Raw genomic sequence first — 26,059 nt, forward strand, 5'->3', positions numbered from 1 at the left:
CCTAGAGCCGGCTCGCCTTCGCGTACTTCTCCGGGGATTTGCCGATCATCGCTTTGAAATCCTTGATGAAATGGGCTTGATCGTAGCCTAATTCGTGCGAGAGCTGCGACCAGTTGGGTACGTCTCCTTTTTGGATCCTGTGGGCCGCTTCCTGCAAGCGGAAGCGCTGGATCACCCACTTCGGGCTTGCGCCGACATATCGGCTGAACAAACGCTGCAAGGCTCTCGCGTTCATGCCGAATCGATCGGCCAGGTCTTCCACTTTCGCGATGTCCCGATCGGACATGACGGCTTCAACGAACTGAGCCGCGATTTCCGCATTCGGGTCTTGGAGGGGGGCGCGTTCACGAAGAAAATCTTCGACGCCCGCTATCATGCCACCCCCGTTCTCTTCCGCGAAAACCCGTTCCTCCGCCGGTCCGATGTCGACGCCGAGCAGTTCTCCGGCACCGACGCTGAGCCCCGCGAGCCGCGAAACGGGCCGCTTCCAGAATGGATGGAAGCCGCCTGGTTTGAATTTGATGCCGAAAACGAGACCCTTATCCTTCAATTCGCGCGTATAGGTGCGTTTAGGGACACCGTAGACAAGCGTATGGATTCCCGAGCTGTCTTTCTCGAAAACCAGGTGCACGTTCGGATAGGACAGCACGGTCTGGCGGTAAGGGGCTTGTCCCGTCAAATCCCATCTCACCGACCGGTAAAACTCCACGAATGCCGCGAGATCCTCGGAAGGCTCGAACCGCTCCAGGAAGAAGCTCCGCCTGCCGGCTTCCGCACTCAGAATCCCCTTATCGGATGACTGCTCGGATGGTTTCATGCCGCTCCTCCGTTCGGGTCAAGTCTCGTTGTCGCGTTTTTACAATATCGATAACCAAGTCTATTATACGATGGGTGTAAGCGGATTGGACATCCGAAACCCTATGCGAGCGGAGGACTTGCCCATGGAAGATCTCAAGTACGAAATTTACGTCGGCGCAACGCCGGAGCATATCTGGAACATTCTCGTTTCCCCGGAAGGAACGAAAGCGATCTTCTTCGGTTCCGTGCTGCAGTCGACGTTCGAAGCCGGCGCGCCGTACGCCTATGTCGGCCTGGGAAACGACGGGAATGAGACCATGCACGTCTACGGTACGATCTTGGAATTCGAGCCTTGCAAAATCATGAGTTACACGGAACACGCCGGTCCGTCCTACCGCGAGAACCACGCCGAGCTGGAAACACGAATCACGATGACGTTCGAAACGGTCGGAGGCTGCACGAAGCTGACGCTGGTCAATGATCGCTGGCCGGACAACCACCCTTCCTACGAGAACACCAAAACCAGCTGGCCGATGATCCTCAGCAACATCAAGACTTACGCTGAAACGGGACGAACGCTCGATTTCGGCTGGTAAGCCTGCCTCTTGCTTCGAATCCCGCGCTAAACGCGATCTACTTGAGCCGCCGCCCTCCATGGGCGGCTTGTTCGCGTCTGCGCGGATCCGGGATTTATGGTATGATAGCGAAACGATAATATCGGATTCGAACGAAAAGCGGGTTGAGAATCGTGCATTTACTATCGGCGGAGCAACTGACCAAAAGCTACGGAGATAAAACGCTGTTCGAAAACGTGACGTTCGGCGTGGAGGACGGCGACAAAATCGGCATCATCGGCGTGAACGGCACGGGCAAATCGACGCTGCTCAAGGTCATCGCGGGCCGGGAGACGGCGGATTCCGGCAAGGTAACGGCGGGAAGCCGCGTGCGGATCGCGATGCTGGCGCAGGACCCGGCATTCCGTCCCGGCGAAACGGCGCTGGAGCATGTGCTGGGCGGGGATTCGCCGGATCTGCGCGCCGCTCGCGATTACGCCGCAGCGCTTGCGGCGCTGGGGCGGAGCCCCGGCGATGCCGATCTGCAGCGGCGGCTGGCGGCCGCGAGCCAGCGCATGGAAGAGCTGGGCGCGTGGCAGCTCGAGAGCGACGCGAAGACGGCTCTGTCGAAGCTCGGCATCCGAGACTTCGAAGCCGCGATTGATACGCTCTCCGGCGGGCAGCGCAAACGGGTGGCGATGGCCGCCGCGCTGCTGCAGCCGTCCGATGTGCTGATCCTCGACGAGCCCACCAACCATATCGATAACGAATCGGTCGCCTGGCTCGAAGGGATGCTGCAGAAACGCAAGGGCGCTCTGATCATGATCACGCACGACCGGTATTTCCTCGACCGGGTGAGCAACCGGATCCTCGAGCTGGACCGCGGCCGCGCCTATTTCTATGAAGCGAATTACACCCGCTTCCTGGAGCTCAAGCTCGAACGCGAAGAGCGGGAAGCGGCGTCGGAAGCCAAGCGGCAAAACCTGCTGCGGAACGAACTGGCCTGGATCCGCCGTGGCGCCCAAGCCCGCTCGACGAAGCAGAAGGCCCGCATCGAGCGGTTCGAAGCGCTGCGCGACCAAGCGCCCAAAGCCGCTGCGGGCAAGCTGGACGTCTCCGTCGCTTCAGCCCGGCTGGGCAAGAAAATCGTGGAGCTCGAAGCGGTAGGCAAACGGTTCGGGGACCGGACGGTCATCCGGGACTTCAGCTACATCGCGGTGCCGGAAGACCGCGTGGGCATCGTCGGCCCGAACGGCAGCGGCAAATCGACGCTCCTCAAGCTCATCGCGGGCCGGCTGCAGCCGGATGAAGGAACCGTCACGCTTGGACCGACCGTGAAGCTGGGCTGGTTCTCGCAGGAATTCCAGGAGATGGACGAATCGCTTCGCGTGATCGAATATATCCGTGAAGGAGCGGAGCAGGTCCGGACGGACGACGGAAGCGTCTTGTCGGCGGGCCAAATGCTGGAGCGTTTCCTGTTTCCGCCTGAAGCGCAGTGGACGGCGATCGGCAAGCTCTCGGGCGGCGAGAAACGGCGGCTGCAGCTTCTGCGCGTGCTCATGGAAGCGCCGAACGTGCTGCTGCTGGACGAGCCGACGAACGATCTGGACATCGCGACGCTTACCGTGCTGGAAGACTACTTGGATTCCTTCCCCGGCGTCGTGTTCGCGGTGTCCCACGACCGTTATTTCCTCGACCGCGTCGCCGAGCGGATATTCGCATTCGAGGGCGACGGCCGGATTGCGCTGCATACCGGCGGCTATTCGGATTACGAGGCGCACCGGGAGCGACGGGAAGCTTCGCAATCGGAAGCTGCCGCTGCCCCTTCCGCCGCCGAATCGCCGTCCCCGGCGGACGCGGCCTCCGGCGAAAGCAAGCAACGGCCGCTTCGGATGTCTTACAGGGATCAGAAGGATTTCGAGCAGATCGACGGCTGGATCGCGGAATGCGAAGGGCAGCTGGCCGCCGTCGCCACGGAGATGGAGAGCGCCGGCAGCGACTCCGTGCGGCTGCAGGAATTGCTCCAGCGCCAGAGCGGGCTCGAGGAGAAGCTGAACGGGCTGCTCGAGCGCTGGACCGAGCTGAACGAGTTGGCGGAGCGGATCGAAGCGCAGAAGAAAGGGTAAATCGGCGGAGCGCTCTTGGCTGGTGAATTACGGAATACGACCTTCGCTTAATAGACTGATCGCTTTTTCGATACGCCGATTCCGGGTCTTCGTGCATCCGCAGCCTGCTCTAACGAAGCGGCGAAGTCGGAAGGATTTTCAATCGCGCGGGGCTCCAGATCGAGAACCACCTTTACATCCACAAGATCTCCTTCGAAAACACCGGCTCCTTTTCTATGTTCCGCGTTTATGGGGAGCAAGAACTGGCCGCCCATCGTCGCGAAAGACCGATAACCGTTTCAAATTTCATCGGGATCAGCTCCTTAATGTGTGTTCCGTCAATCGGTGCCGGTCGCCTGCCGCATTATTCCTTGAAGAAGTTCATCAGTACAGGAGCTAGCGCTGCCGGTTTTACGATATGGGTTTGGCCTTCCAACGTTTGATATGCAGCGTTTGGCAAAATGTTTGCAAGAGACTTGGCTGCGTTCCGCACCCACAACGGACTTTTTCCGCCATCGAGGATAAGAGCAGGCATGGTAACGGAAGACCAACGATCGGCAGGCAACGGGTTGCCTTTCTGCAGGTCAACCATAAAGGTCGTATCCTGGATCAAAGTATGCGCGATCGATTTCATTTTCGACCAACCCGGCATAAGCGGCATCATGGCGACCAGAATAGCGGGCAGACCCACTCCCGTTTTCATAAAGTGTTTAAGGGCAGCTCCACGTTGACCGGAATCCACCAGTTCGGCAAGCTTCGCCAAATAATCCGGAGGCAGCGGTGCACGGCTGTTATCCACGATGAACGGAACTTCGTATATCGCCAGCTTTCTGATTGCCGGAAGTCGGCTTGCAGCCTCCAGCGCGAGAGCGCCGCCGGACGAAATGCCGTATACAAAAGCGGATTCGCCTGTATGTTGAATTAAGGCCTCTATGTCATCAATCTCGCGTGAAAGGTCATAGGGCCGTGTATCACCGCTTTCCCCCCGGCCGCGGCGATCATAAGTAATCACGGTATGCTTTTCAGCCAAAAGCGGAGCCAGTGTCACATTCGGTCCAAATGCCCGATTCCCGCCTGCACCGTCCACTAGGATTACGATGGGGCCATTTCCTTTTTTATCGAATACAATCGGTGTACCGTCTTTGGATATCACTTTGTTCATATTGGCCTCCGAATGATCGGTTTCTTAGCATGGTTTCCGCCATTCTTCGTCACCCCCCTGACGAAGAAAGCTTTCTCATTTCTTTCTCCATACGGGTTAAGCTCTGATCCCAACCGGGCTCCATCCCGTTCAGCGCTTCCAGGAAGGCGGGACCGCACTTGGTGACCTTCACATGCAGCACGAGTTTCGTCCGATTGCGATGCTCAATAAATTCGACCGTCTTCCTCTCTTCGACCTGTGCGATCCCTTCCTCATTGAAAAAAACACCGGTTGTAAACACCAATCGTTCCGGTTCCACGACTTCATGATACTTTCCTCTGACCGGCATAACGATACCGTCGGGGCCCTGCATGTGGATGAGGATGTTGCCGCCCGGACGAACGTCCAACTCGCAAACCGGGGTGATAAAATCATCGGGCCCCCACCAACGCGCCAGCAATTCTGGATTTGTCCAAGCCTGAAACACCAACTCGCGAGGCTCGTCGTAAATGCGTATAATGGTCACTTCCTGTACCGAATCATCCTTTACGCTCATTCGAAATTCCCTCCACTCTCTGCATGTTCCTTCCTTTTCCTTTCCGACTTTAATACCGAGTCCAAAGCATCCAGTCTCCTCGACCAGCGATGACTGACGTTCCGTACCCAGTCTTCCACCTGGCGCAGTGTATCTGCGTTAATGCTGTACAGTCGTTGTTGCGCCTTTTTCTCCACATGGACAATATTTGATTCCCGAAGTATTTTCAGATGTTTCGAGATGGCTTGAGGGCTGACTTGAAAGTTCTCATAAATTTCCGAAGCGGTTAAATGTTCAGTACTGGATAGCATCTCCACGATACTGCGTCTTGTTGGATCGGAAAGCGCGGAAAAGACGTCAATGGTCAAGTTGACTCACCTCCGGAACGTTTTGTTGAAATTATTATAAACCAATTGTTTAATTAAATAAATAGTTAAATAAAATATAGATATTCTTCTTTATCCGCATCATTAACATACCGGTCGCGTCTTGCAAACTCCTACACCACCGGCATTATACGGTTATTGAAGAAAACAAAAAAACGGTTGCCCCAGCAACCGCCGTTACAACTATCGTACGAGCAAGCAAAGTTGGATATAATCAGTATACGATAAAGCAAAGGGAGTTCTTTGAGTGAAATATATTGGGGCATTCATAGGCTTTCTCGCAACCGAATTTTGCTTTCATATCATGGATGCTTTTGCCGCCGGGATCAAAGCAGATACACCCGCAGAACGTATCGGAGCCGTTTTCTTTGGCATCACCGTTCTTATGATTCTTATGGCGGTATTCCGCAAATTTTTTTCACGGTCGTTTTATAATGGTTTTACAGTATCGACAGGCTTATTCCTCAGTTTTGATATTGTCGTTTTTCACTGGATGTTTCAACTTCACCGTATAACAAATGGACCGGAAGCGAATTGGTTAGAACCTCTATTTGTTATCACGGGTATCGTTTTCGTCATTTATGGCGTAAAGCAGGAAAGATCTCCGATAAACAATAGGAAGAAGTCTTCCCTTCCTATGTAGTGAATACGGTTACCGTCCTGTTAATCGAATGAACTGCTGGCAGCAGCGTTGGTTGCATGGGCCCAAGCCTGTCGAATCAGTTCCGCCAATTCATTCGTGCCTGCATCCCCCGCTGTCTTTACTTTGATGTGACGCATACGCTTCCCGGTCCCTTCTAAAAGTTCCTCCGGGTCATGAAGATTTACCCCGAAGTAAAAACCCAATCTCACATAGTTCCTTTGAGCTGCGATGTAGCAGATCCACGTACCCGGCGAATCAGGCAATTTATAGTTGATGGCGTCATGATACACAAATTCATATGTTCCCGGCATGTTGTTTTTGGCGACCGCCCGCAATGTTTCGATGATTTCCCTAATCTGGGTTGGGAAGCTTTCAATAAGCTTCTCAACGGTTCGCGCTTCTGCTGTGGCCGGGTCCGGCACCCTGTCCATCACATGACCTCCCTCAGCGGATAACCGATCGTAAGCTGCTCGCCATCTCGCTCGATCACGTAATCGATGATGGGAAAACAAATACATTTAATGCTGCGGGTGCTCTTCCAATTTCGTGTCCGTTATTCAAATCCCTTTACTTGGATTCGATGAAGATAGGCCCACGCCCGAAGCGCAAGCGACATTTCTTCGTCCGATTCATCCCCGCCAACTCGATAATTCAGGTAACTCCATCCATTTAGATGGAACCAGATTGACCGCTGCTTAGAAGAGAACGCGACAGTCTTCAATTTATTAGGATGTAATGTCCGATTCCCAAGTACGAGAACTTCGTTCTCGATTTGAAGTTTTACCGATCGGAACGAATCATTTTTAAACCGACTCAGGCAGTTTGATGCCGCGCCAGCCGCTTACATCGCATTGGCCATATTCATTATCACCCACAGCAACCGCCGTGCCGTCCGATTTAAGCCCTACGGTATGGGCACAACCCGCCGCAATCGCCACAATATCGCGCCAATCACTTACATTACATTGGCCATACCCATTCCAACCGACAGCCGCTACCGTACCGTCCGATTTAAGGCCGATGGTATGATTACTGCCCACCGCTATCGCCACAATACCGTGCCAACCGCTTACATTGCATTGGTCATAATTATTCAAACCCACAGCCGTCACCGTACCGTCCGATTTAAGACCGATGGTATGAAGATATCCCGCCGCGACCTCTACAATATCATGCCATCCGCTTACATTGCATTGGCGATACCGATTATTACCCACAGCCGTCACCGTGCCGTCCAATTTAAGACCTATGGTGTGCCAGTCACCCGCCGCGACCTCCACAATATCATGCCAACCGCTCACATTGCATGCACCTTCATTGTTTCGGCCCACTGCGACCACCGTGCCATCCGCTTTAAGACCAATGGTGCGATGCCAACCCGCCGCAACCGATACAATATCGCGCCAGTCGTTTACATCGCATTGGTCATACTTATTCCAACCCACAGCCGCCACTGTACTGTCAGATTTAAGACCGATGGTATGGGCATTACCCGTGTTCGTCGCCATATGAACATTACCCGCCGCGACCGCCACAACATCGCGCCAGCCGCTTACATCACATTGGCCGCATTTATTATCACCCACAGCCGTCACCGTGCCGTCAGATTTAAGCCCAACGGTATGACGACGACCCGCCGCTATGGTCTTTTTGGGCCACCGTTTCACCTTTAACACCGCTTCTTTCGGCGAAATGAAATCCATAGTTTACCTCCCCGAAATACCCGTAACATTCGATTTTACTTCATGTCATCCTTTCCTCGTTGCCTGAAGCTAAATACTCGAGGAGGTCAAATCATAATGATCAGTTAATGAGGCGGCGTTGCCGGGTATGAAACTAAAACCCAGGCCGAGTCACGTTACATCTACCCACCTCTTGACCACTTCTTTGAGTAACTCCCTTTTTGCTTCGACATCTTTGATGCCGGTAAATTTTATTGTGGCTCTGTCATTTGCTACCCACTCCATAAACCCTTGCACATCTTCGAAATTAGGGTTCAAGTTTACGCTTTCTTTTGCTTTGGCTCCGCGGTGAAGTACAAGTCTAAAAAATCCGTTGCCATGAAGGTTAAATGTTACTCTGTCGTCATTGCGAAATAGGAAGCTTGGTGCATTCCATTTCACATGTTCGGAAAGCTCACTATCAATGCCGAAGACGATTCTACGAACTTCCTCGATCTCCCTCTTCAATGGATGTTCAAGTTTCTCAAGGAATTGTTCGACTTGTTGCTGGCCTGAAAGTTTCGTCATGATAACCACTCTCCTTCGTTTCATCGTAACAAGCATATTTTATTAACGATTACGAGTTTTCTTCTCGATTGCTAACTTTTAGGATATCGAGCATTTATCAATGAATTCTAATGATCGGTTGATTATTCGGGTTTTGAGGCGGCTTGGTCGCCGGGCGCCAAAGTTGCGGATCCGATCGCGAGTGTTCTTACGTCCGATGAGGTGTTCGTCCAATTGACCCGCGATTCTTCGATCCAACTCATTCGTTGAACGCACTACCTTTGTTGAACAGGCTGCCGTTTGTCGGCAGCCTGTTGTTGTCTTGTTGCGCTTTTATTCGATATTGCTTGAGTGTTTACTCACCAGAATGGTTTTGCTGCTTTCGTACCAGGACACCTTGTAGCCGAAGCTTTCATATACCCAGCGCAAGGGCAAATAAGTAAGCCCGTCTTGTACCGCGGCTTGGGTGTCCATGGTCATTTTATTACCGTTTACTTCCAGCATATCACTTCCGATTTGGATCTTAACCGTGGTATCTCCACGAGTTGCAGTGACCGTACGAGAGGCATGATCGTAATCGATCTTGGCTCCAATGGTTTCCAGCGCTTTCCTTACCGGGATCTGAATGCGATTCTGAGCGTCCTTATAAGGCATTCCCAATTTCTCTTCCGGCGCGTACAGCAACTCGCGATTGTCCACCACAATAAAATAATCGTCGAGATGATATTGTTCGTACCTTTGTATCATATCCAATGCTGCTTTCAGCCCGCTGGTTTCATCTCGGGTGTCTTCCTGTATGTCGAAAAACATGATGCCGCCGCCTTTATTCAAAGCGAGCCTGGTTTTCTGGCGGATGGTGTTGAGACCGTTATAATAGGAGTCTAATTTATCTCCGGGAACAAAATCGAGATAAGCATTCGCTTTATCCAATGCCACCAAATTCCTGTACGGCTTCCAGCTTGGCCTGGCATACAAGGGTATGCCCACAACGATACGGTCTTCGGACGCCCCCCTTTTCTTCCAGTACTGAATGGATACATCCGCCAACCAATAGGGACTGTGCTGCCCTCCCGCCAAATCGTAAGCCATAATATTTATCCAGTCCAAGTTCTCAAGGGCCATATCCGTCACGGATTGTACCGATTCGGCTTTCGTATTCACCGAGCCCGCTGCTGCCACGGCCGCGCTCAAGGTTTTGCCCATGGGGGTCAAAACTTCTTTCAGCGCTAATATAAGACGTTCATACTCCGCGGAAGATTCGGCGTCGGGGTATTCCCAGTCGATCTCCACGCCATCCAGGTTGTAGGTCTCTACGAAACCCCGCACTTCCCGGACAAACCGCCGAATGGCTTCGTCATTGCCGGCAAGAGCTTTAAAATGGCCTGACAGCGGTTCTTTCCCGTAGAACACCCCTCCGACGGCAATGACAACCTTCACCCCATGCGCATGACTTTTATTAACCAGTTCCTTTAATCTGTCGGGCTGGCCGATCGGATAAAGAGAGCCGTCCGAAGCGGGCTTCAAAAACCCGTATATCAGGTGAGTCAGTCCGTCAAATTGTACCGCTTCATCGATGGGATCATTCAAATAGGGAGATTCGCTAAAGTATCCCATGACTTTAAAATTGCCGTTTTCCTTGCCAAAACTAATTTGCCGAGGAAAGAGGGACGCTGCGAGGATAACAACCAGGAAGGCTGTCAAAATCTTTCTCTTCATCATCGAATACCTCCATTAGCTCTATCATTTTCTTCACCCTTGGTTCAAAACATCGCACTCTTTCTGCTAACTAATCCATAATCATGTCAACAACTTGTTTCGCGAACGCAGCATAGGGTTCGATCAGATCAGGGCTTCGATCAATAGCCCACCTAAGGTTATCGAAAGCCCTTAATAGCAGAAAATGCCTCGTGACAGAAAGGTCTTTTTCACTTATTCCGTACCCCGCCATAAACGCTTTGAATTCCTCATCATTTGGGCATTCTTCTACTCCCAGGATTTGGTAATGCATCAACCGAGCAACAGTTGCATGCGGTATCACGTTTACTTCTGCATTCCAATCCAGCAAAATCACTTGGTTTGCCTGATTGACAATCGCATTCTTTATAGAGAGATCTCCATGGTCCAAACCGAAGCGGAAAGGTTCACGCTTCAAATTTTCAAACAGTTCTCTTACTCTCCGCGATTCCTTCTGAGTGATGACTCCAAGCTCAATCAAGCGATCATTGTCAGTCAAACTATTGATATTATACTGCACATACCCATGCCAACTGCCGTCTGATCCGGCATGAGAAGGTGACCGAAACTCCCCATGGACCGGATCAATCAGATTTCCTCCATATCCTTTCACTTGAATAGAGTGAATTAGCCTGGCATATTCGCCCAGTTTCCTCCAAACATCGGACTTGGGAAGAGTACTGTCTAACCCGTTGTCTCCCTCAACAAAGGCTTGAATCATATAGGCGGTTTCATCAACCATACCGATAGACAGCACCTCAGGTCCGGGAATGCCGACTGCGGCTGCTTGCTCGATACACCATTTTTCTTTGATAAAGCTTGGATATGTATCTTTATCGTTCATTCGGACAACGACCTTATGACTCTTAGTTTCGACAACGCAAACCTGATTCGTGATACCTTTACCTATGATTGGGTAAGATGTTTTAGTTTGTTCTCGCAGAAAATCGCCTGCAATTCGTTCCGCTTGCTTAACAAAGTCCATGAGTTTCCGACCGCTCCTTGAATTTTGGCTTTGTAAATCTCTCCGGAATTTCTATAAAGACCCTCTTTGTTCAATCCGGTAAGATGGCGGCCGATTGCACACCGTGCTCTTATCGTTTTCTTGCTTTGACTACAAAAGTAACAGGAAGCATCTTTGCTTTTTTTGCAAAAGTACTGTTAGCCCGCGATTGGATCATTTCATCATCGGACTCCTCAATCATTTGCTCAATTACAAATCCCGCTTTTGCCAACGCATTCACATAGGTTGATAGTTTACGGTCCGATAATGTTAACGTACTTTCGTCAAGAGATACCGAATACCAAGATTCATCGAAATAACATTTTTTAAAAACAAGCCTATTATCTTCTGCAGCAACACATTTGTGTATAGGGTGAGACCAGCTGAAAATAAATACGCCGTCTTTCTTTAGGTAAGCAAGAGGTTGCTGCCCAAACATCATTTCCTTTTGTACTCCAAAATAAGCTGTTTGTTTCATGAACAACACTCTTATCCATTTCGACCGAGATGGCGCCAACCTCACTACCGCCTATAATGTTTGTTCTATAAACAGAATTCTTGTCCATGTCGCCATCCTCCTCAAGAATGTTGCCATATATTCTCGGAGTGCTCCACTAATCTACCCGCTAATTGAACAGCCTGCAAGATCACGGCTTCAGCTTGAACGATTGATCTTTTATCCTATTCATGACAACACTTGTCACTATTGTCAGCTACAATATGAACGAAAAGGGGGGGTATATATAAGGGATCGGCTTAAATAATGCAAGGAAGTCACCTCATTATCAAAATAGAGCCTAAGGAGCTGTTTAGAAATGACGATACAATTTATGCCTTATGTTATGCTGGACGGAAACGCGAATGAAGCGATTGAATTTTACGAAAAATCATTAGATGCCAAAGTCATGTTTAAGCAAACCTTTGGAGAAGGACCCGAAAGTATACCGGAAGATGCAAAGGACAGGGTGGCTCACTCCGTATTAAAGGTTGGTGAAGCTGAGATGTTTGTAGCCGATACTGTACCCGGTCAAGACAATCAACCAGGAAACCGGCTAAGCATCTGTATTACGACTACCGAAATTGAAAAATCAAAAAAAATATATGAATCTTTAAAACAAGGCGGTCAGGTGAACATGCCGTTGCAAGAAGTTTATTTTAGCCCGGCTTATGGAATGGTAACGGACAAGTTCGGTGTAACCTTTCAAATTTTCACTGCAAAGCAACACTAACTTTGCAGTGAGCCCCTTATGCCGAAAACGGCAAAGGGGCTTTTTATTATTTTGGGTATTCCACTACTCTTATAGAATTACGCTCATTTCGTCGTGATTGTTCTTAATCGAGATTCTTCTCAGCGGCATCGACTGTATGTTTTAATAACTTAGCGATCGTCACAGGACCTACGCCAGCAGGCACAGGAGTTATGGCGGAAGCAAAGGGAAGACATGACTCAAAGTCCACATCCCCGATATTCCCCGGATTGTACCCGGCATCCAGCACCACAGCGCCTGGCTTGATCCAATTGCCCTGAACGAACTTAGGCTTCCCGACCGCAGCAACGACAATATCAGCCGAGCGTACGAAATGTTCCAACTCGGTCGTCTTGGAATGGCACGTTGTGACCGTTGCATCTTTGTTCAGAAGCATCGCGGATACGGGTTTGCCGAGAATGGGACTTCTGCCGATGACCACCGCGTGCTTGCCTGAGATTTGCAGTTGATAATATTCCAAGATCGCCATAATGGCTGCCGGCGTACAAGAGGGGAACGATGCGAAACCAAATGCGTTTTGCGCGAAGCCTAGTGTCGTCACCCCGTCAACGTCTTTCTCCATGGAGATGGCGTCGAATGCCGCTCGTTCATCAATATGATGCGGTACAGGGTGCTGCAATAGAATGCCATGAACCCCCGGATCCTCGTTCAGCTGTTGGATAACGGCGATCAATTTCTCCGTTGTTGTATCCCTAGGCAGGTCAATGCGGACAGAACGAATGCCGACTCGATTACAGGCATTTCCCTTCATCCGTACGTAGGTTGCCGAAGCCGGTTCATCACCGACCAGGATCGTCGCCAGACAAGGAGTAATTCCTTTCTCTGCGAGCCTTGATATGCGACCTGCTAATTGGTCCTTGATGTCCGCTGCGACCCTATTCCCATCTAAAATTAGCGGATTGGCTGTCATTCTTATCATCCCTTTCACCTTGTTTAAAAAACAGAAGGAGGCAAGGGGGAACTCCCCTTACCTCTGCCCAGGCGATCGGCCATATGAGTATGTGCTCCCCCGTGGTACTCCACGTTTCGCCAGTTACACATACTGAAGATTTTACTTTATTTTAGCAGAAATATGCGAAAAGACAATGTTGCAATTACTTTCAGTTAGCTGAACGCCGCTGACCTTGAATAAGCCTCATCAAGAACGATACCACTTTCTTAGCTGATTGATATGTGCTTGATGATAGCGGCTATGGTCGGCCATATGCCATAAGCCCCAACGCAGGGTTGCTTGCTTTTCATTTTCATGTCCAAAGGTGACAACCTGATCCAGATCACCATCCGTTAATTGTGAACAGGAATCTTTCAACATACTTAATACACCTTCATATTTAGACATAAGCGTGTTCAGCGACATCCCTTTGACCATCGGAAGCCGATTATTTTCATCGATCATGGGACCATATTCTTCTATTAATGACTGAGGAAGCGGCTGCCCCTTGATTCTATAAACCCAATTCAGATCAACATACGTGATATGTTTGATAAGCTGAGCTGTACTATTGGAATTGTGATCGGGTCCCTTGTAATCCAGTTTTTCTTGCGACATGCCATCCGTGATGAATCGCAGCCGCTCGCTGTTCTCTTTTACAGCGGAGTATAAGATTCCCACCATGGGTGACATATTGGCTTCGCCTTTTAAATCATAGAACATCCTAGCTCCTCCTCCTAATGTGAATCAGGATTCGTTTCATATAACGCAAGACCCCATTTTCCGCCGAAGATGATGTCTTTTTTTGTTTTAGGGTCACCGTGACTATAAACTATACTGCTTAAACCGTCGTCGTCGCCCATCTTGAATTTACCTTCTTCGCAAGTGATATAACCAAATTTCATTACCGGCTCTGCTGACGTATTTGTTTCTTTCAAGCGATACTGTTTCCCTTCCCACTCCAGCGTCATAGGTGGATTTTCGCACGAAGACGATTGTCCTATCACTGTTGAACATCCAGCAACTAATAATGCAGTAAAAGAAACGAAAGCCGCAATCTTGATGAATTTCATGGTTGAGCAGCTCCTTATATTAGGCTGCTTAATTGACGTTCTTGCCGAAGTAAAGTTGCAACGATCGTTTCACAAATCTGCACGTCCGTATGATAAGGTCAACCGTACCCGGACACAAGTTTTCAAAATGTGATGGAATCGACTTGTAAACGGAACCCGGAGCCAAAAACGAAAGAGACCGCCAGATTGGCGATCCCTTTGGATCGTTAAGCGCGTATTCCTTGTATTGGTTCCGGCACGGTGCGCCCAGCGAATAAGAGATTCCGTGCTCGCTCAAGTCGGCTGAGCACGACCAGCGCGCAGCCAATCTATAACGGTGGCCGGAGAAGGGAGCCTTATGGTCCGAGAAGGCCCGCTTCGGCGATATCCGGTTTTGCAAGTCGATGCCAATCGTCACGCGTTCTTCGGTTTCACGGGGATGTAAATGTCCATCTGCAGAAGCTCGTTCTTGTCCCGGTGGCACCTCTCGTCATACCATTCGAACTCGACCGTGCCTGCATGTTCGTAGCCGGAGTGCGGGAACCACTCTTCCCATATCGATTTCCAGGAGGCTTGGATGGTAGGCGAGAAATCCTCCGGCGAAGATTTCGGCGTCGTGAACACGGCGTACGTCCCGGCGGGGAACTCCCGGCAAACCATATCTTCCGGCACGTTGTCGAAATGCTCGGCCTCCATCCCGATGATGTACGTAAACGTGTCGGCTTCCGGATCGAAATCCGCGCACAAGCCGAGCTCGACGGGGTTGTCCCGGGGGATGACGTTCGGAATGCGGCTCCACTTCCGATTTTCCAAATAATCCGACCAGAACGCAGGTACTTCTTTCAAATTTCTCCCTTCTATGTTCGTCGTTTGCAGTCCGTATCCGATCACCTTGAAAGCCGGCTTCTCGACGATTCGGTATTCCATTCGGATGCCTCCCAAATAAGGATTGTACATGCGCCGAAGCACGTTGGCTTGCGGGTAAGGCGCCGTGCGGATGTTCCGCTTGCGGTACTCCCCCGGCGTCATGCCGAACATTTTCTTGAACGCGCGGGTGAACGTTTCATGGGTCTGAAAGCCGTAATCCAGCGCGATGTCGACGATTCTCCGGTCCGGATCCGAGAGATCGCCCGCCGCCCTCGCCAGCCTTCTTTTCCGCACGTACTCCATCACGGAATCCCCGACCATGGATTGGAACACCCGGTGAAAATGGAAGTCGGAAAAACCGGCGGTTTCCGCCAGGCCGCGCAAAGTCAGCGGTTCGTCCAAACGCGCCTCGATATGGTCGATGGTCTTCTGAATACGGCGATGGTAACCCATGCTGCGTCCTCCCGTTTGACGAAGTCAAAATCTCGCCACTCGTTCTGCAACCAATATAGCACGGACCGGATCTCCGATTTTGACGTTTTTTGCTATGAATCACTGCAAAAGAAATACCCGCTCCTCCTCAAATAGGGAGTTTGACAACAAAGTCAAATTCTCACCTCTTGAGGAGAAACGGGCAAGCCGGATGGATGGGAGATTTTATTCCGTAAGGGAAGCCGGCAGTTCGACCGACACTTCCCTGCGCTGCTCCGCCGAGCGCAGCACACCGTCGATGATCGCCTGCTGGATCAGGATCTGATGCCCTGGAATCGGCGCGGGACGGCCGTCCCGCAAGGCTTCCGCGAAATCGTGGACCTTCGCGTCGAACAGGTTGATCTTATGCTCGATCAGCGGCACCCGCGTCTCCGTATGCCCGCCGAAATCGTCGTAGTACATCGTCATCGAGCCGATGCTGCCGTCCCATACGCCCGACCAAGGTCCGGTTCCGGCCGGGGTAACCTTCAGCCCCGCGTCGCTGCCCAGGAAGAGCGTCGGACCGAGCGTATCCATGTGCATGGCCCAAGAGATTTTAAACTGGAGCACCAGATCGTTTTCGAACCGCACCAGCGCAACCCCGAAATCTTCCACCTCGAACCGCTCGGCCTCCGGATGGTAAAGCTTGTTCGTGCCGAACCGGTTCGACGTGAACGCCGAGACGGTCAGCGGTCTTGGGTGTCCCAGCGTGTTGAGCGCCAAATCGAGCGAATAGCAGCCGATGTCGGCCATCGCCCCGGCACCGGCCAGGTCCTTGCGGATGAACGTGCCGCCCGGCATGCCCCGCCGTCTGCCCCCGCCGGTCTCCACGTAATAAACGTTGCCGAGACGTCCGGACTGCACGATCTCCTGCAATTTTTTCATGTTCGGGTCGTACCGGGGCTGGAAGCCGATCGTCAGCATCCGGCCGGATTGCCGAGAAGCCTGTGCCATGTCGATCGCCTGGTCCAGCGTGACCGACATCGGTTTCTCCAGCAGCACGTTCTTGCCGGCGCGCAAGGCGTCCACGGAAGTGCGGTGATGCGATACGTTCGGGGTGCAAATGCTGACGCCGTCCAAATCCAGCTTCAGCAGCTCCTCGTGGCCGTCGAAAGCCTGTGCGTCCCGCAAGCCGAGCGAATCCGCGAATTGCCGGGCTCGTCCCGGCACCACGTCCGCCACGGCGACGACTTCGACGTAATCCAGTTTGCGGTAGGCTTCCGCGTGATACCGCGCGATGCCTCCCGTTCCGATGATGCCGATCGCAAGTTTCCTGCTCATGACCGTTCTTCCTTTCGTATGGGGGCAGCAGCCGGCCGGCCGGAGGCTCCGTAAGCCCGCCGGTACGCGGTCGGCGTCATGCCGAATTTGTTTTTGAATACCGGAAACAAATAGTTCGGGGTGGCATACCCGTGCGCGAGCGCGATTTCCTCGATCGGCCGGTCCGATCCGACCAGGTCGGCGCAGACGCCGCCTAACCGGACATGTTCCACGTATTCGCGGAACGTCGTCTGGCCCTCGGTCCGGAAAATCCGCTGCAGCTGCCGGGGACTGACGTTCACCCGTTCCGCGACCTCTTCCAGCGAAATCGGGAGACTTTCGTTATCCTGGATGAATTGGGACGCCAGCTGAAAACGGTGGTCGTTCATGTCCCGCATGGGAATCGAGGGCACCCGGCTTTTATGGGCGTATAATCGGGTGGACCGAAGCAGGATTTGCGTGACGGCCATTTTGAGGAGCGTATGGAAACCCGGCGCCTCCTCTTCCCACAGCCGATAAGCTTCCAAGAACATGCCCATCGCGTTGTAAGTGTCCCATACCGGTTCCAGGGGGAAACGCCGCAGCGTCTCCATGCACGCTTCCGCTTCGTTCCGCTCCAGATCTCCCCCGAACTCGGCGTCGGGCTCTGAGCCGGGCGGGCGATGGAGCGGGACGATTTCGCAATGGAGACAGAGCTCATGCATCGGATCGTCCGGATCCGACTCCTGGTAATGGACGACGTCCGGACCGGTCAAATAGAAGAGGCCTTCGTGCAAATCGAAAAGCTGATCCTCGAGGATGACCTTGCCTTTGCCTTTGGGAATGAAATGGAACTCGTACTCGGAATGTTTGTGGAAAGAGATGATCTGCCCCGGCTGAAACACGGTCAGATGGCATCTCAGCACGCGGATGCCGTATCCGCCCCAGCGGAAACGGAGATCCAGCCGGTCCAGCGCGTCCCACTTGCCCAGCATCCGGGCAAACGGAAACGGCGCCGGTCCTGACTTGCGTTCTCCACGTGCTTTGTCTTCCGCCGCCGTTTCCGTTCTCCGGTTCATGCTCCTCGGCTCCTTGTTCTCTGTGGCGTTCTTCCGGCTTCAGGCGCCAGCCCGTCAGGCCAATTCGCTCAGCTTGATCGGCCGGTTTTCCAGGGCGGAGCGGTTCGCCGCCTCCATCAACCTCGTCAAATCGACCGCCATCGTCACGTTATCTTCGGCAACCGTTCCTTGGCGGATATGGTCGATCCACTGGCTGAACGCCGTCGGCCGGCCCGCCGGAAGCGGCACGGCGTCCCAGCCGTTCCCGAGCAGACTGCTTCGAAGCAGCATCCGGTCGTCCGGGAATCCGTACAGCAGCGTGCCGTCCGTCCCGTGCAGCTCGATGCTGAACGGGGAATGGCTGTTGACGAAGCCGGCTTCGACGATGCCGACGGCTCCGTTCCCGTATTGGAGCACGGCGACCGCGTTGTCTTCCACTTCCTTGCCGGTTACGTAACCGTAGGTCGCGCTCACCGAATCGGGAACGCCGAGAAAACGGCGGACCAAGTACATCGGATGGCAGCCGAGGTCGATCAGCGCACCGCCGCGGCACTGCTCCAGCGAGAAGAAATGCGGCGGAAGCCAGCCCGCGGTCGCGCCGTTGTGAGACAGCCGTGCCCGGGCCATCGTCAGTTTGCCGAGAAGCCCCTCCGCCAGTACCCGTTCCACGGCTGCCGCGTAACCGTCATACAGGCGCGGCAACGATACGGTTAATTTGACGCCCGCTTCCTCCACCGCCTGAAGAATGTCGCGGACTTCACGGTATGTCGCCGCCACGACCTTTTCGGTGAAAATATGCTTGCCGGCGTTCGCCGCCTTCAACATAACGTCGCGATGCAGGTTCGTCGGGGCATCCACCACCACGGCGTCGATATCCCCTTGGCTCAGCATTTCATCCAACGACTCGAAGTATGGCACGCCGTATTTCTCCGCTTTCCCGCGCCCGCGCGCCGGTTCCTCGTCCCATATCGCGGCGAGCTCGGTCTCCGAGTGCTCCAGCACTTGCTTCGTATAATCTTCCGCATGGACATGCCAGTAGCTGATCTTCCCTATCCGTATCAACAGCCTCACCCTTTACTGTAAATATACGACATGATCAGAAGATAGCATAGATGTCTCCTTTAAAATAATGCACTTTAGTGCCAATCGAACTATAGATTTACGACATACAATGAGGATGCAGCTTCGACATTCGTCACTGGCGTGGATTTCACTCTACTGGACCAGTATGTGATTTCTATACGGATTGGGGGCCATGAAGGCCGGTTCGTCGTTCGCTTCATTGACGGCTCTTGATTCCTCCCTTGCCGAACGATACGATGGGGATAACCTTGAACAAGGAGAACGCATGATGAACCCGATCAAACAGAAGATACGCTCCGCGATCGCGGCCCAGGCAGCGAATTTGAAGGAAATCGCCGTCTATATCGGGGCCCATCCCGAATTGGGACACGAAGAGAAGCTCGCTTCGGCCCGGCTGTCCGGGGAATTGGAGAAACTCGGGTATGAGGTGGAAAGAGGCACGCTCGGCCTTGCGACGGCGTTCGTCGCCGAATACCGCTCCGGCAAACCGGGACCGACCGTGGCCTTGCTTGCGGAATACGACGCGCTGCCGGATATCGGCCATGCGTGCGGCCATCACCTCATCTGTACGATGGCGCTCGGCGCGGCGGCCGGCCTGCGCGCCGTGCTCGACGAGACGGGCGGTACCGTGCGGGTGTACGGCACCCCGGCCGAGGAAACGAAAGGCGCCAAGGTAGACATGGCCGCCGCCGGCCTGTTCGATTCCTGCGACATCGCCCTCATGGCCCATCCCTACCACTCCTACGAGAAATCGGGAACGTCGCTCGCGATGGACGCGCTGCAATTCGAATTCCACGGCAAGCCGGCGCATGCCGCCGCGAATCCCGAGCTCGGGATCAATGCCTTGGACGCCGTAATCCAACTGTTCAACTCCGTGAACGCGCTTCGACAGCAGACACCGGACCATGCGCGGATCCACGGGATCATTACCGAAGGCGGAAAAGCGCCTAACATCATTCCGGATTACGCCGTCGCCCAGTTCTATACCCGTTCCGCGAACCGCGATTACACGAACGAGCTTACCCGCCGGGTGACCGCCTGCGCGGAAGCGGCCGCCTTGGCGACCGGTTGCCGATTGGTGACAAGCAACTTCGAATACTCGTACGATGAGTTGCGGACGAACGAAACGCTGTCCGACGTTTTCACGGCCAACCTGATCGAAGCGGGCATCGCGCCGGAGGCGATCCGCGAGAGCAAGGACCACGGCTCGCTCGATCTCGGCAACGTGTCGCTGCGCTGTCCGGCAATCCACCCGTTCGTTCAGGTGGTGGACCAGCCGTATAACCTCCACACGGAAGAATTCCGCGATGCCGCCCAACTGGACCGGGCCTACGACGCGATGGTGTTCGGCGCCACGATGCTTGCGTTCACCGCCGCCGACGTACTGACCGATCCGGACCTCGCACTGCGCATCCGCCGGGAATTCGACCGATCGGTGCCCGGCGTTCGGGAGTAAATGCAGGAATCGCGGATGAAAGTTCCTTTATTCCCCGCCTTCGCTTGGGCTGTGCATCATCAGTCACCAAGCATTTGCAAAATCTGAGTCAGGGGGATACCTGCTGTCACGACCGGAAAGCGAGGAGAGCCCCCTGCCCGCCGTCACCATGAACGCGTGGTCCATTCCGCTTAGAACGAAGAAATCCCGGAAGCCGCCCATCGTGGCGGATCCGGGATTTCTTGGCTAATCGCAGCCTTATTACGCCTGCCCGCCGCTCATGATGCGCTCGATGGCGGCGATCGTATCTTCCGTCAGCGCGACGCCGGAAGCCTTGACGTTCTCTTCGACCTGCTCCGGCCGGCTGGCTCCGACGAGCGCGCTGGCCACGTTCCGCTGACGAAGAATCCATGCCAGCGCGAGCTGACCGGTCGTCAGCCCAAGCCCACTCGCCAGTGCGCCCAGCTGCTTCACCTGATCCAGCTTCTCCTGCGTTAAGTTCTTACGGACCCACTCCAGCTGCGCGGCGCGGCTATCCTCGGGAATCCGGTCGAGCGAATCGTATTTCCCGGCGAGCAAGCCTTGCGCCAGCGGCGACCAGACGATTTGCCCGATCCCTTTGTCCTCGCCGAGCGGGATGACTTCCTTCTCGATATACCGCTCGAACAGGTTATATTGCGGCTGGTTGACAACGATTCGGTCCAGCAACCAGCGGTCGGCCACACCGAGCGCTTCCGCCATTTGGGCCGCTGTCCACTCGCTCACGCCCACGTACAGCACTTTGCCTTGGCGGACGAAATCGTCCATGGCACGCAACGTTTCTTCCAGGGGCGTTTCCGGATCGAACCGGTGGCAATAGTAGATATCGACGTAGTCGGTGCCCAGCCGCTTGAGGCTCGCGTGGAGCTGCTCCGTGACGTGCTTGCGGGAAAGTCCGCGGTCGTTCGGACCGTCGCCCATCGGCCAGAAAACTTTCGTCGCGAGCACGTAGCTGTCCCGGGGATACTCCTTCAGCACCGCCCCCATCACCTTCTCGGCTTCGCCCCGGTGGTAGACGTTCGCGGTATCGAAATGGTTGACCCCCAGGTCGTATGCCCTTCGGATCGCGTTCGCGGCTCTCTCCTGCTCGACGTAACCTCCGTACGTCAGCCAGCTTCCCAGACTGATCTCGCTCACTTTCAGGCCGGATCGGCCCATTCTGCGATATTGCACGGCAATTCCTCCTCTTCTTTCGGCCATCTTGCAGACAACCGGTTCTAGATGACATTTTACGCTTCCGCCTTTACAATGAGAAGAAGTGAAACGTTTCTCACTTCATGAACGCAAATGCCGCTAACTATACGAAATACACGAACTAACTTTATTTTAGGAGGCGTCCTCCATGACTACCACCACTCCATCATCTACCGTGCCGAGAACTCCCGAGATCATCGAATGCTCCATCGAGAAAACGCTGGATGTGCTCGGAGGCAAATGGGCGTTCCTCGTCCTTCGCGAGCTGTTCTGCGGCACCCGCCGGTTTGGGGAACTGCAGCGCCGGATCCCGGCGGTCAGCCCGCGGGCCTTGACCACCACGCTGCGCCATCTGGAGGAGAAAGGCGTGCTGACCCGGCATGTGTACCCGACCGTTCCGGTAACCGTGGAATATACGCTCACTCCCAAAGGGGAAGATCTGCACCAAATCGTTAAAGAAATGAAATTGTGGGCGGCCAAATGGGCATGAAGGCAAAATTCCCGAATATCTTCCTGAATTCCTGATTTTCCCCTGTAAATTCTCGCATTCTCGCTATATGATAAGGTAGACGACATTACCCTATTCGTAGCGAAAACGCGAGGAGAGAAAAACGATGGTGAGCCGACTGTCCGTTCGAACGAAACTGCTTCTTATGCTGCTGGTTCCGCTCCTCCTGTTCGCCCTGACCGCCGTTTATTTGCTCCAAACGAACTCTTCCAACATCGACCGAATGACGATCCTGCTTTACGAAACGACTTACAAAAGCTCCGACCTGGTTTTGAACGCCGACCGGGACATGTACCAATCGTTGGCAGCCTATCAAGCGATCCAATTGTATACCGGCAGCGCCCGCGAAACGGCCCTCAAGGATTATCAGGAAAACGTGGGGCAAGTCAACGATCGTCTGAAGAAAGCGGCGGCTCTCATCACCCAATACAATCTTAAGGAAAAGTTGAAAGGCGAGAATGGACGGCCCTACATGGACGTCCTGACCCAGGTCGTGCTGAATTACAACCAGTGGGCGTTCGCGACGAAAGAAAATATCCAGAAAAACAATTTCCCCAAAGAGAAAGAGCAGGAACTGCAGGCGAAGTTTTTGACGGCCCGCGAAGGGGTCAATCAGTTTACCGACATCATCGATGCCTATACGCAAAGCCAAATCAACGAAATCAGGCAGCAGCGGGACCAAACGAATCTGTCCACCTACTTGTCCTTAATCGCGATATGGATCGTCGTGCTTCTATCCGGCTATCGGATCATCCGCCAGATCAGCAAGATCGTGCAGGCCGTGCTCCTGAGAACCCGCCGGGTATCGGAAGGCGATCTGCGCACCCCCGCGGAGAACCGGTACCCGAAGGACGAATTAGGCAACATCCTGCAATCGGTCGACGTCATGACCGCGAACATCCGCTCGCTGGTCGGTCGAATCAAAGAGCATACCCAATCGGTATCCTCGGCATCCGAACAATTGTCCGTCGGCGCCCGCGAATCGGCCTCGTCGGCCGAGCACGTAGCCCGCAATATCCAGGAAGTGACGTCGCTGGTCGATATTCAGACGACGATCGCGGAAGAATCGAGTAAAGCGATCGCGGAAATGACGATCGGAGTGCAGCGGATCGCCGAGAGCACGGCAGCGATCTCCGACCATTCCGCGGATACGAGCCGGCAAGCCGAGGCAGGCAACGGAGAGCTGCTGAAGCTGAAATCGCAGATGGAGCAGATCGCGCTTTCCATTCAGAGCTTGAGCCATACCATCGCCGTGTTGACCGAGAAGTCCGAGCGGATCGGCAGCATTACCGAGAAGATCACCGGCATCGCGAACCAGACGAACATCCTGGCGCTTAATGCCGGCATCGAGGCGGCCCGGGCCGGCGAGCACGGACGGGGATTCGCCGTCGTCGCCGCGGAGATCCGCAAGCTCGCCGCCAGTTCCCTGGAGTCGGCCGGCGTCATCAACGCGCTGATCGATGAAACGCGGGCAGAAATCGGGAAATCGTCGGAACACATGCAGAGGACGATTGGGCAAACCGAGCAAGGATCCGCGGTCATGGAAGAAGCGGCGCAAGGCTTCCAATCCATCCTGCTCTCGATCCGGCAGGTCGCCGCGCAGACCCAGGACAATTCCGCGGTCACGGAACAGATGTCCGCCAGCTCCGAGGAAGTTCTCGCCAGCATGGAGCAAGCGTCTTCCTCGGCTCGGGAGATTTCAGGCAAGGCGCAGAACGTCGCGTCCGCCACGGAACAGCAGCTCGCCCTTACGGAGAACATCGCCAAAGCCTCCGGACAGCTCGCGGAAATCGTAACGGAGCTGAACGAATCGATGAATTCTTTTAAAGTTTAGTCCACATGTTCATGGCCCCGACAAGGAGAACCGGATCCCCGGCAGGATTGCGGTTCTTTTTGTCGTGCTGTTCGTTCCGGTGACGATGGAATATACATTGACTCTCAAGAGAAAGTTCTTGACCAAATTGTCGAAAAGACGAAATGATCGACGGCCAATTGGGCAAGATGACGAAATTTACCTCATCCTTTCCGAAGCCTTATTCTAGCTTCATAAATTTGTCGTAATATTATCGTTATTTCAGTAGAAATCGTGACGATTCGAGAAATGAGGAGAGAACAATGCTGAACCGTCTTTCCGTCCGTTCCAAATTGATCTTGTTGTTAACGATTCCGCTCGTTCTGTTCGCCGGCACGTCGGTGTATTTGCTGCAAACGAACTCTTCCAACATCAGCCGGATCTCCGACACTCTGTATGACACGGTTTATACGGCTTCGACTTATGTCCTGAATGCCGACCGCGACATTTCCCAATCTCTCTCCTCCTACCAATCCGTCCGGCTGGCTTCCTCGGATAAAGAAAGAGAGGACGCCGCCCAGGAGTTCCGGGAGCGGACCGCCAGGGTTAAGGACGGCCTGAAGAAGACGAGCGACCTTCTGGAATCCCGCCATTTGGAAAAATCACTGGTTTCCGAAGACGGAAAGCCGCTGAGCGAAACGCTTACGCAGGTGATGCAGCATTTCAATCAATGGGAAAACATTGCAGCCGAGAACATCGCCAATAATTCGTTCCCCTACAATAAGGGAGCCGAATTGCTTGAAAAATACGCGAAAGTCCGCTCGGAGATCGATACATTCGGCACGACGATCGACCGCTTCTCGCAATCCGAGATCGAAAAGCAGATGGAAGATCAGAAACGCATGAGCGCCTATACCTATACAACGCTTGCCTTTACCTGGATCATCCTCATTCTGCTCGGCTATCGGATCATCCGCCAGATCAGCAAGATCGTGCAGGCCGTGCTCCTGAGAACCCGCCGGGTATCGGAAGGCGATCTGCGCACCCCCGCGGAGAACCGGTACCCGAAGGACGAATTAGGCAACATCCTGCAATCGGTCGACGTCATGACCGCGAACATCCGCTCGCTGGTCGGTCGAATCAAAGAGCATACCCAATCGGTATCCTCGGCATCCGAACAATTGTCCGTCGGCGCCCGCGAATCGGCCTCGTCGGCCGAGCACGTAGCCCGCAATATCCAGGAAGTGACGTCGCTGGTCGATATTCAGACGACGATCGCGGAAGAATCGAGTAAAGCGATCGCGGAAATGACGATCGGAGTGCAGCGGATCGCCGAGAGCACGGCAGCGATCTCCGACCATTCCGCGGATACGAGCCGGCAAGCCGAGGCAGGCAACGGAGAGCTGCTGAAGCTGAAATCGCAGATGGAGCAGATCGCGCTTTCCATTCAGAGCTTGAGCCATACCATCGCCGTGTTGACCGAGAAGTCCGAGCGGATCGGCAGCATTACCGAGAAGATCACCGGCATCGCGAACCAGACGAACATCCTGGCGCTTAATGCCGGCATCGAGGCGGCCCGGGCCGGCGAGCACGGACGGGGATTCGCCGTCGTCGCCGCGGAGATCCGCAAGCTCGCCGCCAGTTCCCTGGAGTCGGCCGGCGTCATCAACGCGCTGATCGATGAAACGCGGGCAGAAATCGGGAAATCGTCGGAACACATGCAGAGGACGATTGGGCAAACCGAGCAAGGATCCGCGGTCATGGAAGAAGCGGCGCAAGGCTTCCAATCCATCCTGCTCTCGATCCGGCAGGTCGCCGCGCAGACCCAGGACAATTCCGCGGTCACGGAACAGATGTCCGCCAGCTCCGAGGAAGTTCTCGCCAGCATGGAGCAAGCGTCTTCCTCGGCTCGGGAGATTTCAGGCAAGGCGCAGAACGTCGCGTCCGCCACGGAACAGCAGCTCGCCCTTACGGAGAACATCGCCAAAGCCTCCG

General features: G+C 53.9%; 26 protein-coding genes, 1 pseudogene and 1 riboswitch. Of the genes and pseudogenes, 8 read left to right on the forward strand and 19 right to left on the reverse strand.

Going from position 1 to position 26,059, the window contains the following annotated elements; translation table 11 throughout:
- Position 1: 1 nt before the first annotated feature.
- Entirely contained in the window at positions 2 to 817 is an 816-nt protein-coding gene (locus tag GE107_RS13915) for a helix-turn-helix domain-containing protein (RefSeq protein WP_219640559.1), read from the reverse strand.
- Between the two features lie 124 nt (positions 818 to 941).
- On the opposite strand from GE107_RS13915, the gene GE107_RS13920 reads away from it, so the two are divergent.
- Positions 942 to 1,394, forward strand: a complete 453-nt coding sequence (locus GE107_RS13920) for an SRPBCC domain-containing protein (RefSeq protein WP_219640560.1) — start codon at positions 942 to 944, stop codon at positions 1,392 to 1,394.
- 152 nt (positions 1,395 to 1,546) lie between these two features.
- Positions 1,547 to 3,478, forward strand: a complete 1,932-nt coding sequence (locus GE107_RS13925) for an ABC-F family ATP-binding cassette domain-containing protein (protein WP_219640561.1) — start codon at positions 1,547 to 1,549, stop codon at positions 3,476 to 3,478.
- Positions 3,479 to 3,525: 47 nt separating this feature from the next.
- Here GE107_RS13925 and GE107_RS27150 read toward each other — a convergent pair whose 3' ends face one another.
- The 4 genes from GE107_RS27150 to GE107_RS13945 all read right to left on the reverse strand — a co-directional run bounded on the left by GE107_RS27150 (position 3,526) and on the right by GE107_RS13945 (position 5,501).
- Positions 3,526 to 3,732, reverse strand: coding sequence for a DUF1905 domain-containing protein (locus tag GE107_RS27150; protein WP_219640562.1), 207 nt, complete (start codon positions 3,730 to 3,732; stop codon positions 3,526 to 3,528).
- Between the two features lie 89 nt (positions 3,733 to 3,821).
- Complete coding sequence (locus GE107_RS13935) at positions 3,822 to 4,619, reverse strand: alpha/beta fold hydrolase (protein ID WP_219640563.1); 798 nt, start codon at positions 4,617 to 4,619, stop codon at positions 3,822 to 3,824.
- A 49-nt stretch (positions 4,620 to 4,668) separates the two neighbouring features.
- Positions 4,669 to 5,154, reverse strand: a complete 486-nt coding sequence (locus tag GE107_RS13940; protein WP_219640564.1) for an SRPBCC family protein — start codon at positions 5,152 to 5,154, stop codon at positions 4,669 to 4,671.
- On the reverse strand, positions 5,151 to 5,501 hold the full coding sequence (locus tag GE107_RS13945) for an ArsR/SmtB family transcription factor (protein WP_219640565.1): 351 nt from the start codon (positions 5,499 to 5,501) through the stop codon (positions 5,151 to 5,153). The genes GE107_RS13940 and GE107_RS13945 overlap by 4 nt, the downstream gene beginning before the upstream one ends.
- Positions 5,502 to 5,766: 265 nt before the next feature.
- On the opposite strand from GE107_RS13945, the gene GE107_RS13950 reads away from it, so the two are divergent.
- Complete coding sequence (locus tag GE107_RS13950; protein ID WP_219640566.1) at positions 5,767 to 6,162, forward strand: DUF2243 domain-containing protein; 396 nt, start codon at positions 5,767 to 5,769, stop codon at positions 6,160 to 6,162.
- Between the two features lie 20 nt (positions 6,163 to 6,182).
- Here the strand turns inward: GE107_RS13950 and GE107_RS13955 are convergent, their stop codons facing one another.
- From GE107_RS13955 to GE107_RS13980, 6 genes and pseudogenes are all read right to left on the reverse strand, one after another.
- Entirely contained in the window at positions 6,183 to 6,593 is a 411-nt protein-coding gene (locus tag GE107_RS13955; protein WP_219640567.1) for a DUF1801 domain-containing protein, read from the reverse strand.
- A 372-nt stretch (positions 6,594 to 6,965) separates the two neighbouring features.
- Positions 6,966 to 7,865 (reverse strand): RCC1 domain-containing protein, encoded by a 900-nt coding sequence (locus tag GE107_RS13960; protein WP_219640568.1) that lies wholly within the window; start codon positions 7,863 to 7,865, stop codon positions 6,966 to 6,968.
- A 150-nt stretch (positions 7,866 to 8,015) separates the two neighbouring features.
- A complete protein-coding gene (locus GE107_RS13965) occupies positions 8,016 to 8,411 on the reverse strand; it encodes a DUF1801 domain-containing protein (protein ID WP_255570460.1) in 396 nt (131 codons plus the stop codon).
- 312 nt (positions 8,412 to 8,723) lie between these two features.
- Positions 8,724 to 10,109 (reverse strand): glycosyl hydrolase family 18 protein, encoded by a 1,386-nt coding sequence (locus GE107_RS13970; RefSeq protein WP_219640570.1) that lies wholly within the window; start codon positions 10,107 to 10,109, stop codon positions 8,724 to 8,726.
- Between the two features lie 67 nt (positions 10,110 to 10,176).
- Positions 10,177 to 11,109 carry a phosphotransferase gene (locus GE107_RS13975; RefSeq protein WP_219640571.1) on the reverse strand — a complete coding sequence of 311 codons (933 nt, stop codon included), beginning with the start codon at positions 11,107 to 11,109 and terminating at the stop codon, positions 10,177 to 10,179.
- A 109-nt stretch (positions 11,110 to 11,218) separates the two neighbouring features.
- Positions 11,219 to 11,545: pseudogene (locus tag GE107_RS13980) on the reverse strand (class I SAM-dependent methyltransferase); the annotation flags it as partial.
- Positions 11,546 to 11,942: 397 nt separating this feature from the next.
- Between GE107_RS13980 and GE107_RS13985 the strand changes: the two are divergent.
- Positions 11,943 to 12,356: a VOC family protein gene (locus tag GE107_RS13985; protein WP_219640572.1), complete on the forward strand. Its 414-nt coding sequence runs from the start codon at positions 11,943 to 11,945 to the stop codon at positions 12,354 to 12,356.
- Positions 12,357 to 12,459: 103 nt separating this feature from the next.
- Here the strand turns inward: GE107_RS13985 and GE107_RS13990 are convergent, their stop codons facing one another.
- From GE107_RS13990 to GE107_RS14020, 7 genes are all read right to left on the reverse strand, one after another.
- Positions 12,460 to 13,305 (reverse strand): bifunctional 5,10-methylenetetrahydrofolate dehydrogenase/5,10-methenyltetrahydrofolate cyclohydrolase, encoded by an 846-nt coding sequence (locus GE107_RS13990; RefSeq protein ID WP_219640573.1) that lies wholly within the window; start codon positions 13,303 to 13,305, stop codon positions 12,460 to 12,462.
- Between the two features lie 58 nt (positions 13,306 to 13,363).
- Positions 13,364 to 13,442, reverse strand: a riboswitch (ZMP/ZTP riboswitch).
- 91 nt (positions 13,443 to 13,533) lie between these two features.
- Positions 13,534 to 14,049 (reverse strand): DinB family protein, encoded by a 516-nt coding sequence (locus tag GE107_RS13995; RefSeq protein ID WP_219640574.1) that lies wholly within the window; start codon positions 14,047 to 14,049, stop codon positions 13,534 to 13,536.
- 14 nt (positions 14,050 to 14,063) lie between these two features.
- Positions 14,064 to 14,399 carry a hypothetical protein gene (locus GE107_RS14000; RefSeq protein ID WP_219640575.1) on the reverse strand — a complete coding sequence of 112 codons (336 nt, stop codon included), beginning with the start codon at positions 14,397 to 14,399 and terminating at the stop codon, positions 14,064 to 14,066.
- 393 nt (positions 14,400 to 14,792) lie between these two features.
- Positions 14,793 to 15,698, reverse strand: a complete 906-nt coding sequence (locus GE107_RS14005) for an AraC family transcriptional regulator (protein ID WP_219640576.1) — start codon at positions 15,696 to 15,698, stop codon at positions 14,793 to 14,795.
- A 204-nt stretch (positions 15,699 to 15,902) separates the two neighbouring features.
- Positions 15,903 to 16,997, reverse strand: coding sequence for a Gfo/Idh/MocA family protein (locus GE107_RS14010; protein WP_219640577.1), 1,095 nt, complete (start codon positions 16,995 to 16,997; stop codon positions 15,903 to 15,905).
- A complete protein-coding gene (locus tag GE107_RS14015) occupies positions 16,994 to 18,034 on the reverse strand; it encodes a helix-turn-helix domain-containing protein (RefSeq protein ID WP_219640578.1) in 1,041 nt (346 codons plus the stop codon). The genes GE107_RS14010 and GE107_RS14015 overlap by 4 nt, the downstream gene beginning before the upstream one ends.
- A gap of 54 nt (positions 18,035 to 18,088) precedes the next feature.
- Entirely contained in the window at positions 18,089 to 19,075 is a 987-nt protein-coding gene (locus GE107_RS14020) for a Gfo/Idh/MocA family protein (RefSeq protein WP_219640579.1), read from the reverse strand.
- A gap of 289 nt (positions 19,076 to 19,364) precedes the next feature.
- Between GE107_RS14020 and GE107_RS14025 the strand changes: the two genes are divergently transcribed.
- Positions 19,365 to 20,552 (forward strand): M20 family metallopeptidase, encoded by a 1,188-nt coding sequence (locus GE107_RS14025; protein WP_219640580.1) that lies wholly within the window; start codon positions 19,365 to 19,367, stop codon positions 20,550 to 20,552.
- Between the two features lie 240 nt (positions 20,553 to 20,792).
- Here GE107_RS14025 and GE107_RS14030 read toward each other — a convergent pair whose 3' ends face one another.
- A complete protein-coding gene (locus GE107_RS14030) occupies positions 20,793 to 21,743 on the reverse strand; it encodes an aldo/keto reductase family protein (protein ID WP_219640581.1) in 951 nt (316 codons plus the stop codon).
- 169 nt (positions 21,744 to 21,912) lie between these two features.
- Between GE107_RS14030 and GE107_RS14035 the strand changes: the two genes are divergently transcribed.
- The 3 genes from GE107_RS14035 to GE107_RS14045 form a co-directional block, all read left to right on the forward strand.
- Complete coding sequence (locus GE107_RS14035; protein WP_219640582.1) at positions 21,913 to 22,254, forward strand: winged helix-turn-helix transcriptional regulator; 342 nt, start codon at positions 21,913 to 21,915, stop codon at positions 22,252 to 22,254.
- A gap of 124 nt (positions 22,255 to 22,378) precedes the next feature.
- Positions 22,379 to 24,106, forward strand: a complete 1,728-nt coding sequence (locus GE107_RS14040) for a methyl-accepting chemotaxis protein (protein ID WP_219640583.1) — start codon at positions 22,379 to 22,381, stop codon at positions 24,104 to 24,106.
- 281 nt (positions 24,107 to 24,387) lie between these two features.
- A partial coding sequence (locus tag GE107_RS14045) for a methyl-accepting chemotaxis protein (RefSeq protein ID WP_219640584.1) occupies positions 24,388 to 26,059 on the forward strand: 1,672 nt, incomplete at its 3' end.

This window comes from Cohnella sp. CFH 77786, from assembly GCF_019400745.1.
Taxonomy (GTDB): Bacteria; Bacillota; Bacilli; order Paenibacillales; family Paenibacillaceae; genus Cohnella.

Coding starts and splice junctions, on each gene's coding strand:
- GE107_RS13915 (WP_219640559.1), bottom strand. CDS start 817: ATGAAACCATCCGAGCAGTCATCCGATAAGGGGATTCTGAGTGCGGAA.
- GE107_RS13920 (WP_219640560.1), top strand. CDS start 942: ATGGAAGATCTCAAGTACGAAATTTACGTCGGCGCAACGCCGGAGCAT.
- GE107_RS27150 (WP_219640562.1), bottom strand. CDS start 3,732: ATGGGCGGCCAGTTCTTGCTCCCCATAAACGCGGAACATAGAAAAGGA.
- GE107_RS13935 (WP_219640563.1), bottom strand. CDS start 4,619: ATGAACAAAGTGATATCCAAAGACGGTACACCGATTGTATTCGATAAA.
- GE107_RS13940 (WP_219640564.1), bottom strand. CDS start 5,154: ATGAGCGTAAAGGATGATTCGGTACAGGAAGTGACCATTATACGCATT.
- GE107_RS13955 (WP_219640567.1), bottom strand. CDS start 6,593: ATGGACAGGGTGCCGGACCCGGCCACAGCAGAAGCGCGAACCGTTGAG.
- GE107_RS13960 (WP_219640568.1), bottom strand. CDS start 7,865: ATGGATTTCATTTCGCCGAAAGAAGCGGTGTTAAAGGTGAAACGGTGG.
- GE107_RS13965 (WP_255570460.1), bottom strand. CDS start 8,411: ATGACGAAACTTTCAGGCCAGCAACAAGTCGAACAATTCCTTGAGAAA.
- GE107_RS13970 (WP_219640570.1), bottom strand. CDS start 10,109: ATGATGAAGAGAAAGATTTTGACAGCCTTCCTGGTTGTTATCCTCGCA.
- GE107_RS13975 (WP_219640571.1), bottom strand. CDS start 11,109: ATGGACTTTGTTAAGCAAGCGGAACGAATTGCAGGCGATTTTCTGCGA.
- GE107_RS13985 (WP_219640572.1), top strand. CDS start 11,943: ATGACGATACAATTTATGCCTTATGTTATGCTGGACGGAAACGCGAAT.
- GE107_RS13990 (WP_219640573.1), bottom strand. CDS start 13,305: ATGACAGCCAATCCGCTAATTTTAGATGGGAATAGGGTCGCAGCGGAC.
- GE107_RS13995 (WP_219640574.1), bottom strand. CDS start 14,049: ATGTTCTATGATTTAAAAGGCGAAGCCAATATGTCACCCATGGTGGGA.
- GE107_RS14000 (WP_219640575.1), bottom strand. CDS start 14,399: ATGAAATTCATCAAGATTGCGGCTTTCGTTTCTTTTACTGCATTATTA.
- GE107_RS14005 (WP_219640576.1), bottom strand. CDS start 15,698: ATGGGTTACCATCGCCGTATTCAGAAGACCATCGACCATATCGAGGCG.
- GE107_RS14010 (WP_219640577.1), bottom strand. CDS start 16,997: ATGAGCAGGAAACTTGCGATCGGCATCATCGGAACGGGAGGCATCGCG.
- GE107_RS14015 (WP_219640578.1), bottom strand. CDS start 18,034: ATGAACCGGAGAACGGAAACGGCGGCGGAAGACAAAGCACGTGGAGAA.
- GE107_RS14025 (WP_219640580.1), top strand. CDS start 19,365: ATGAACCCGATCAAACAGAAGATACGCTCCGCGATCGCGGCCCAGGCA.
- GE107_RS14035 (WP_219640582.1), top strand. CDS start 21,913: ATGACTACCACCACTCCATCATCTACCGTGCCGAGAACTCCCGAGATC.
- GE107_RS14040 (WP_219640583.1), top strand. CDS start 22,379: ATGGTGAGCCGACTGTCCGTTCGAACGAAACTGCTTCTTATGCTGCTG.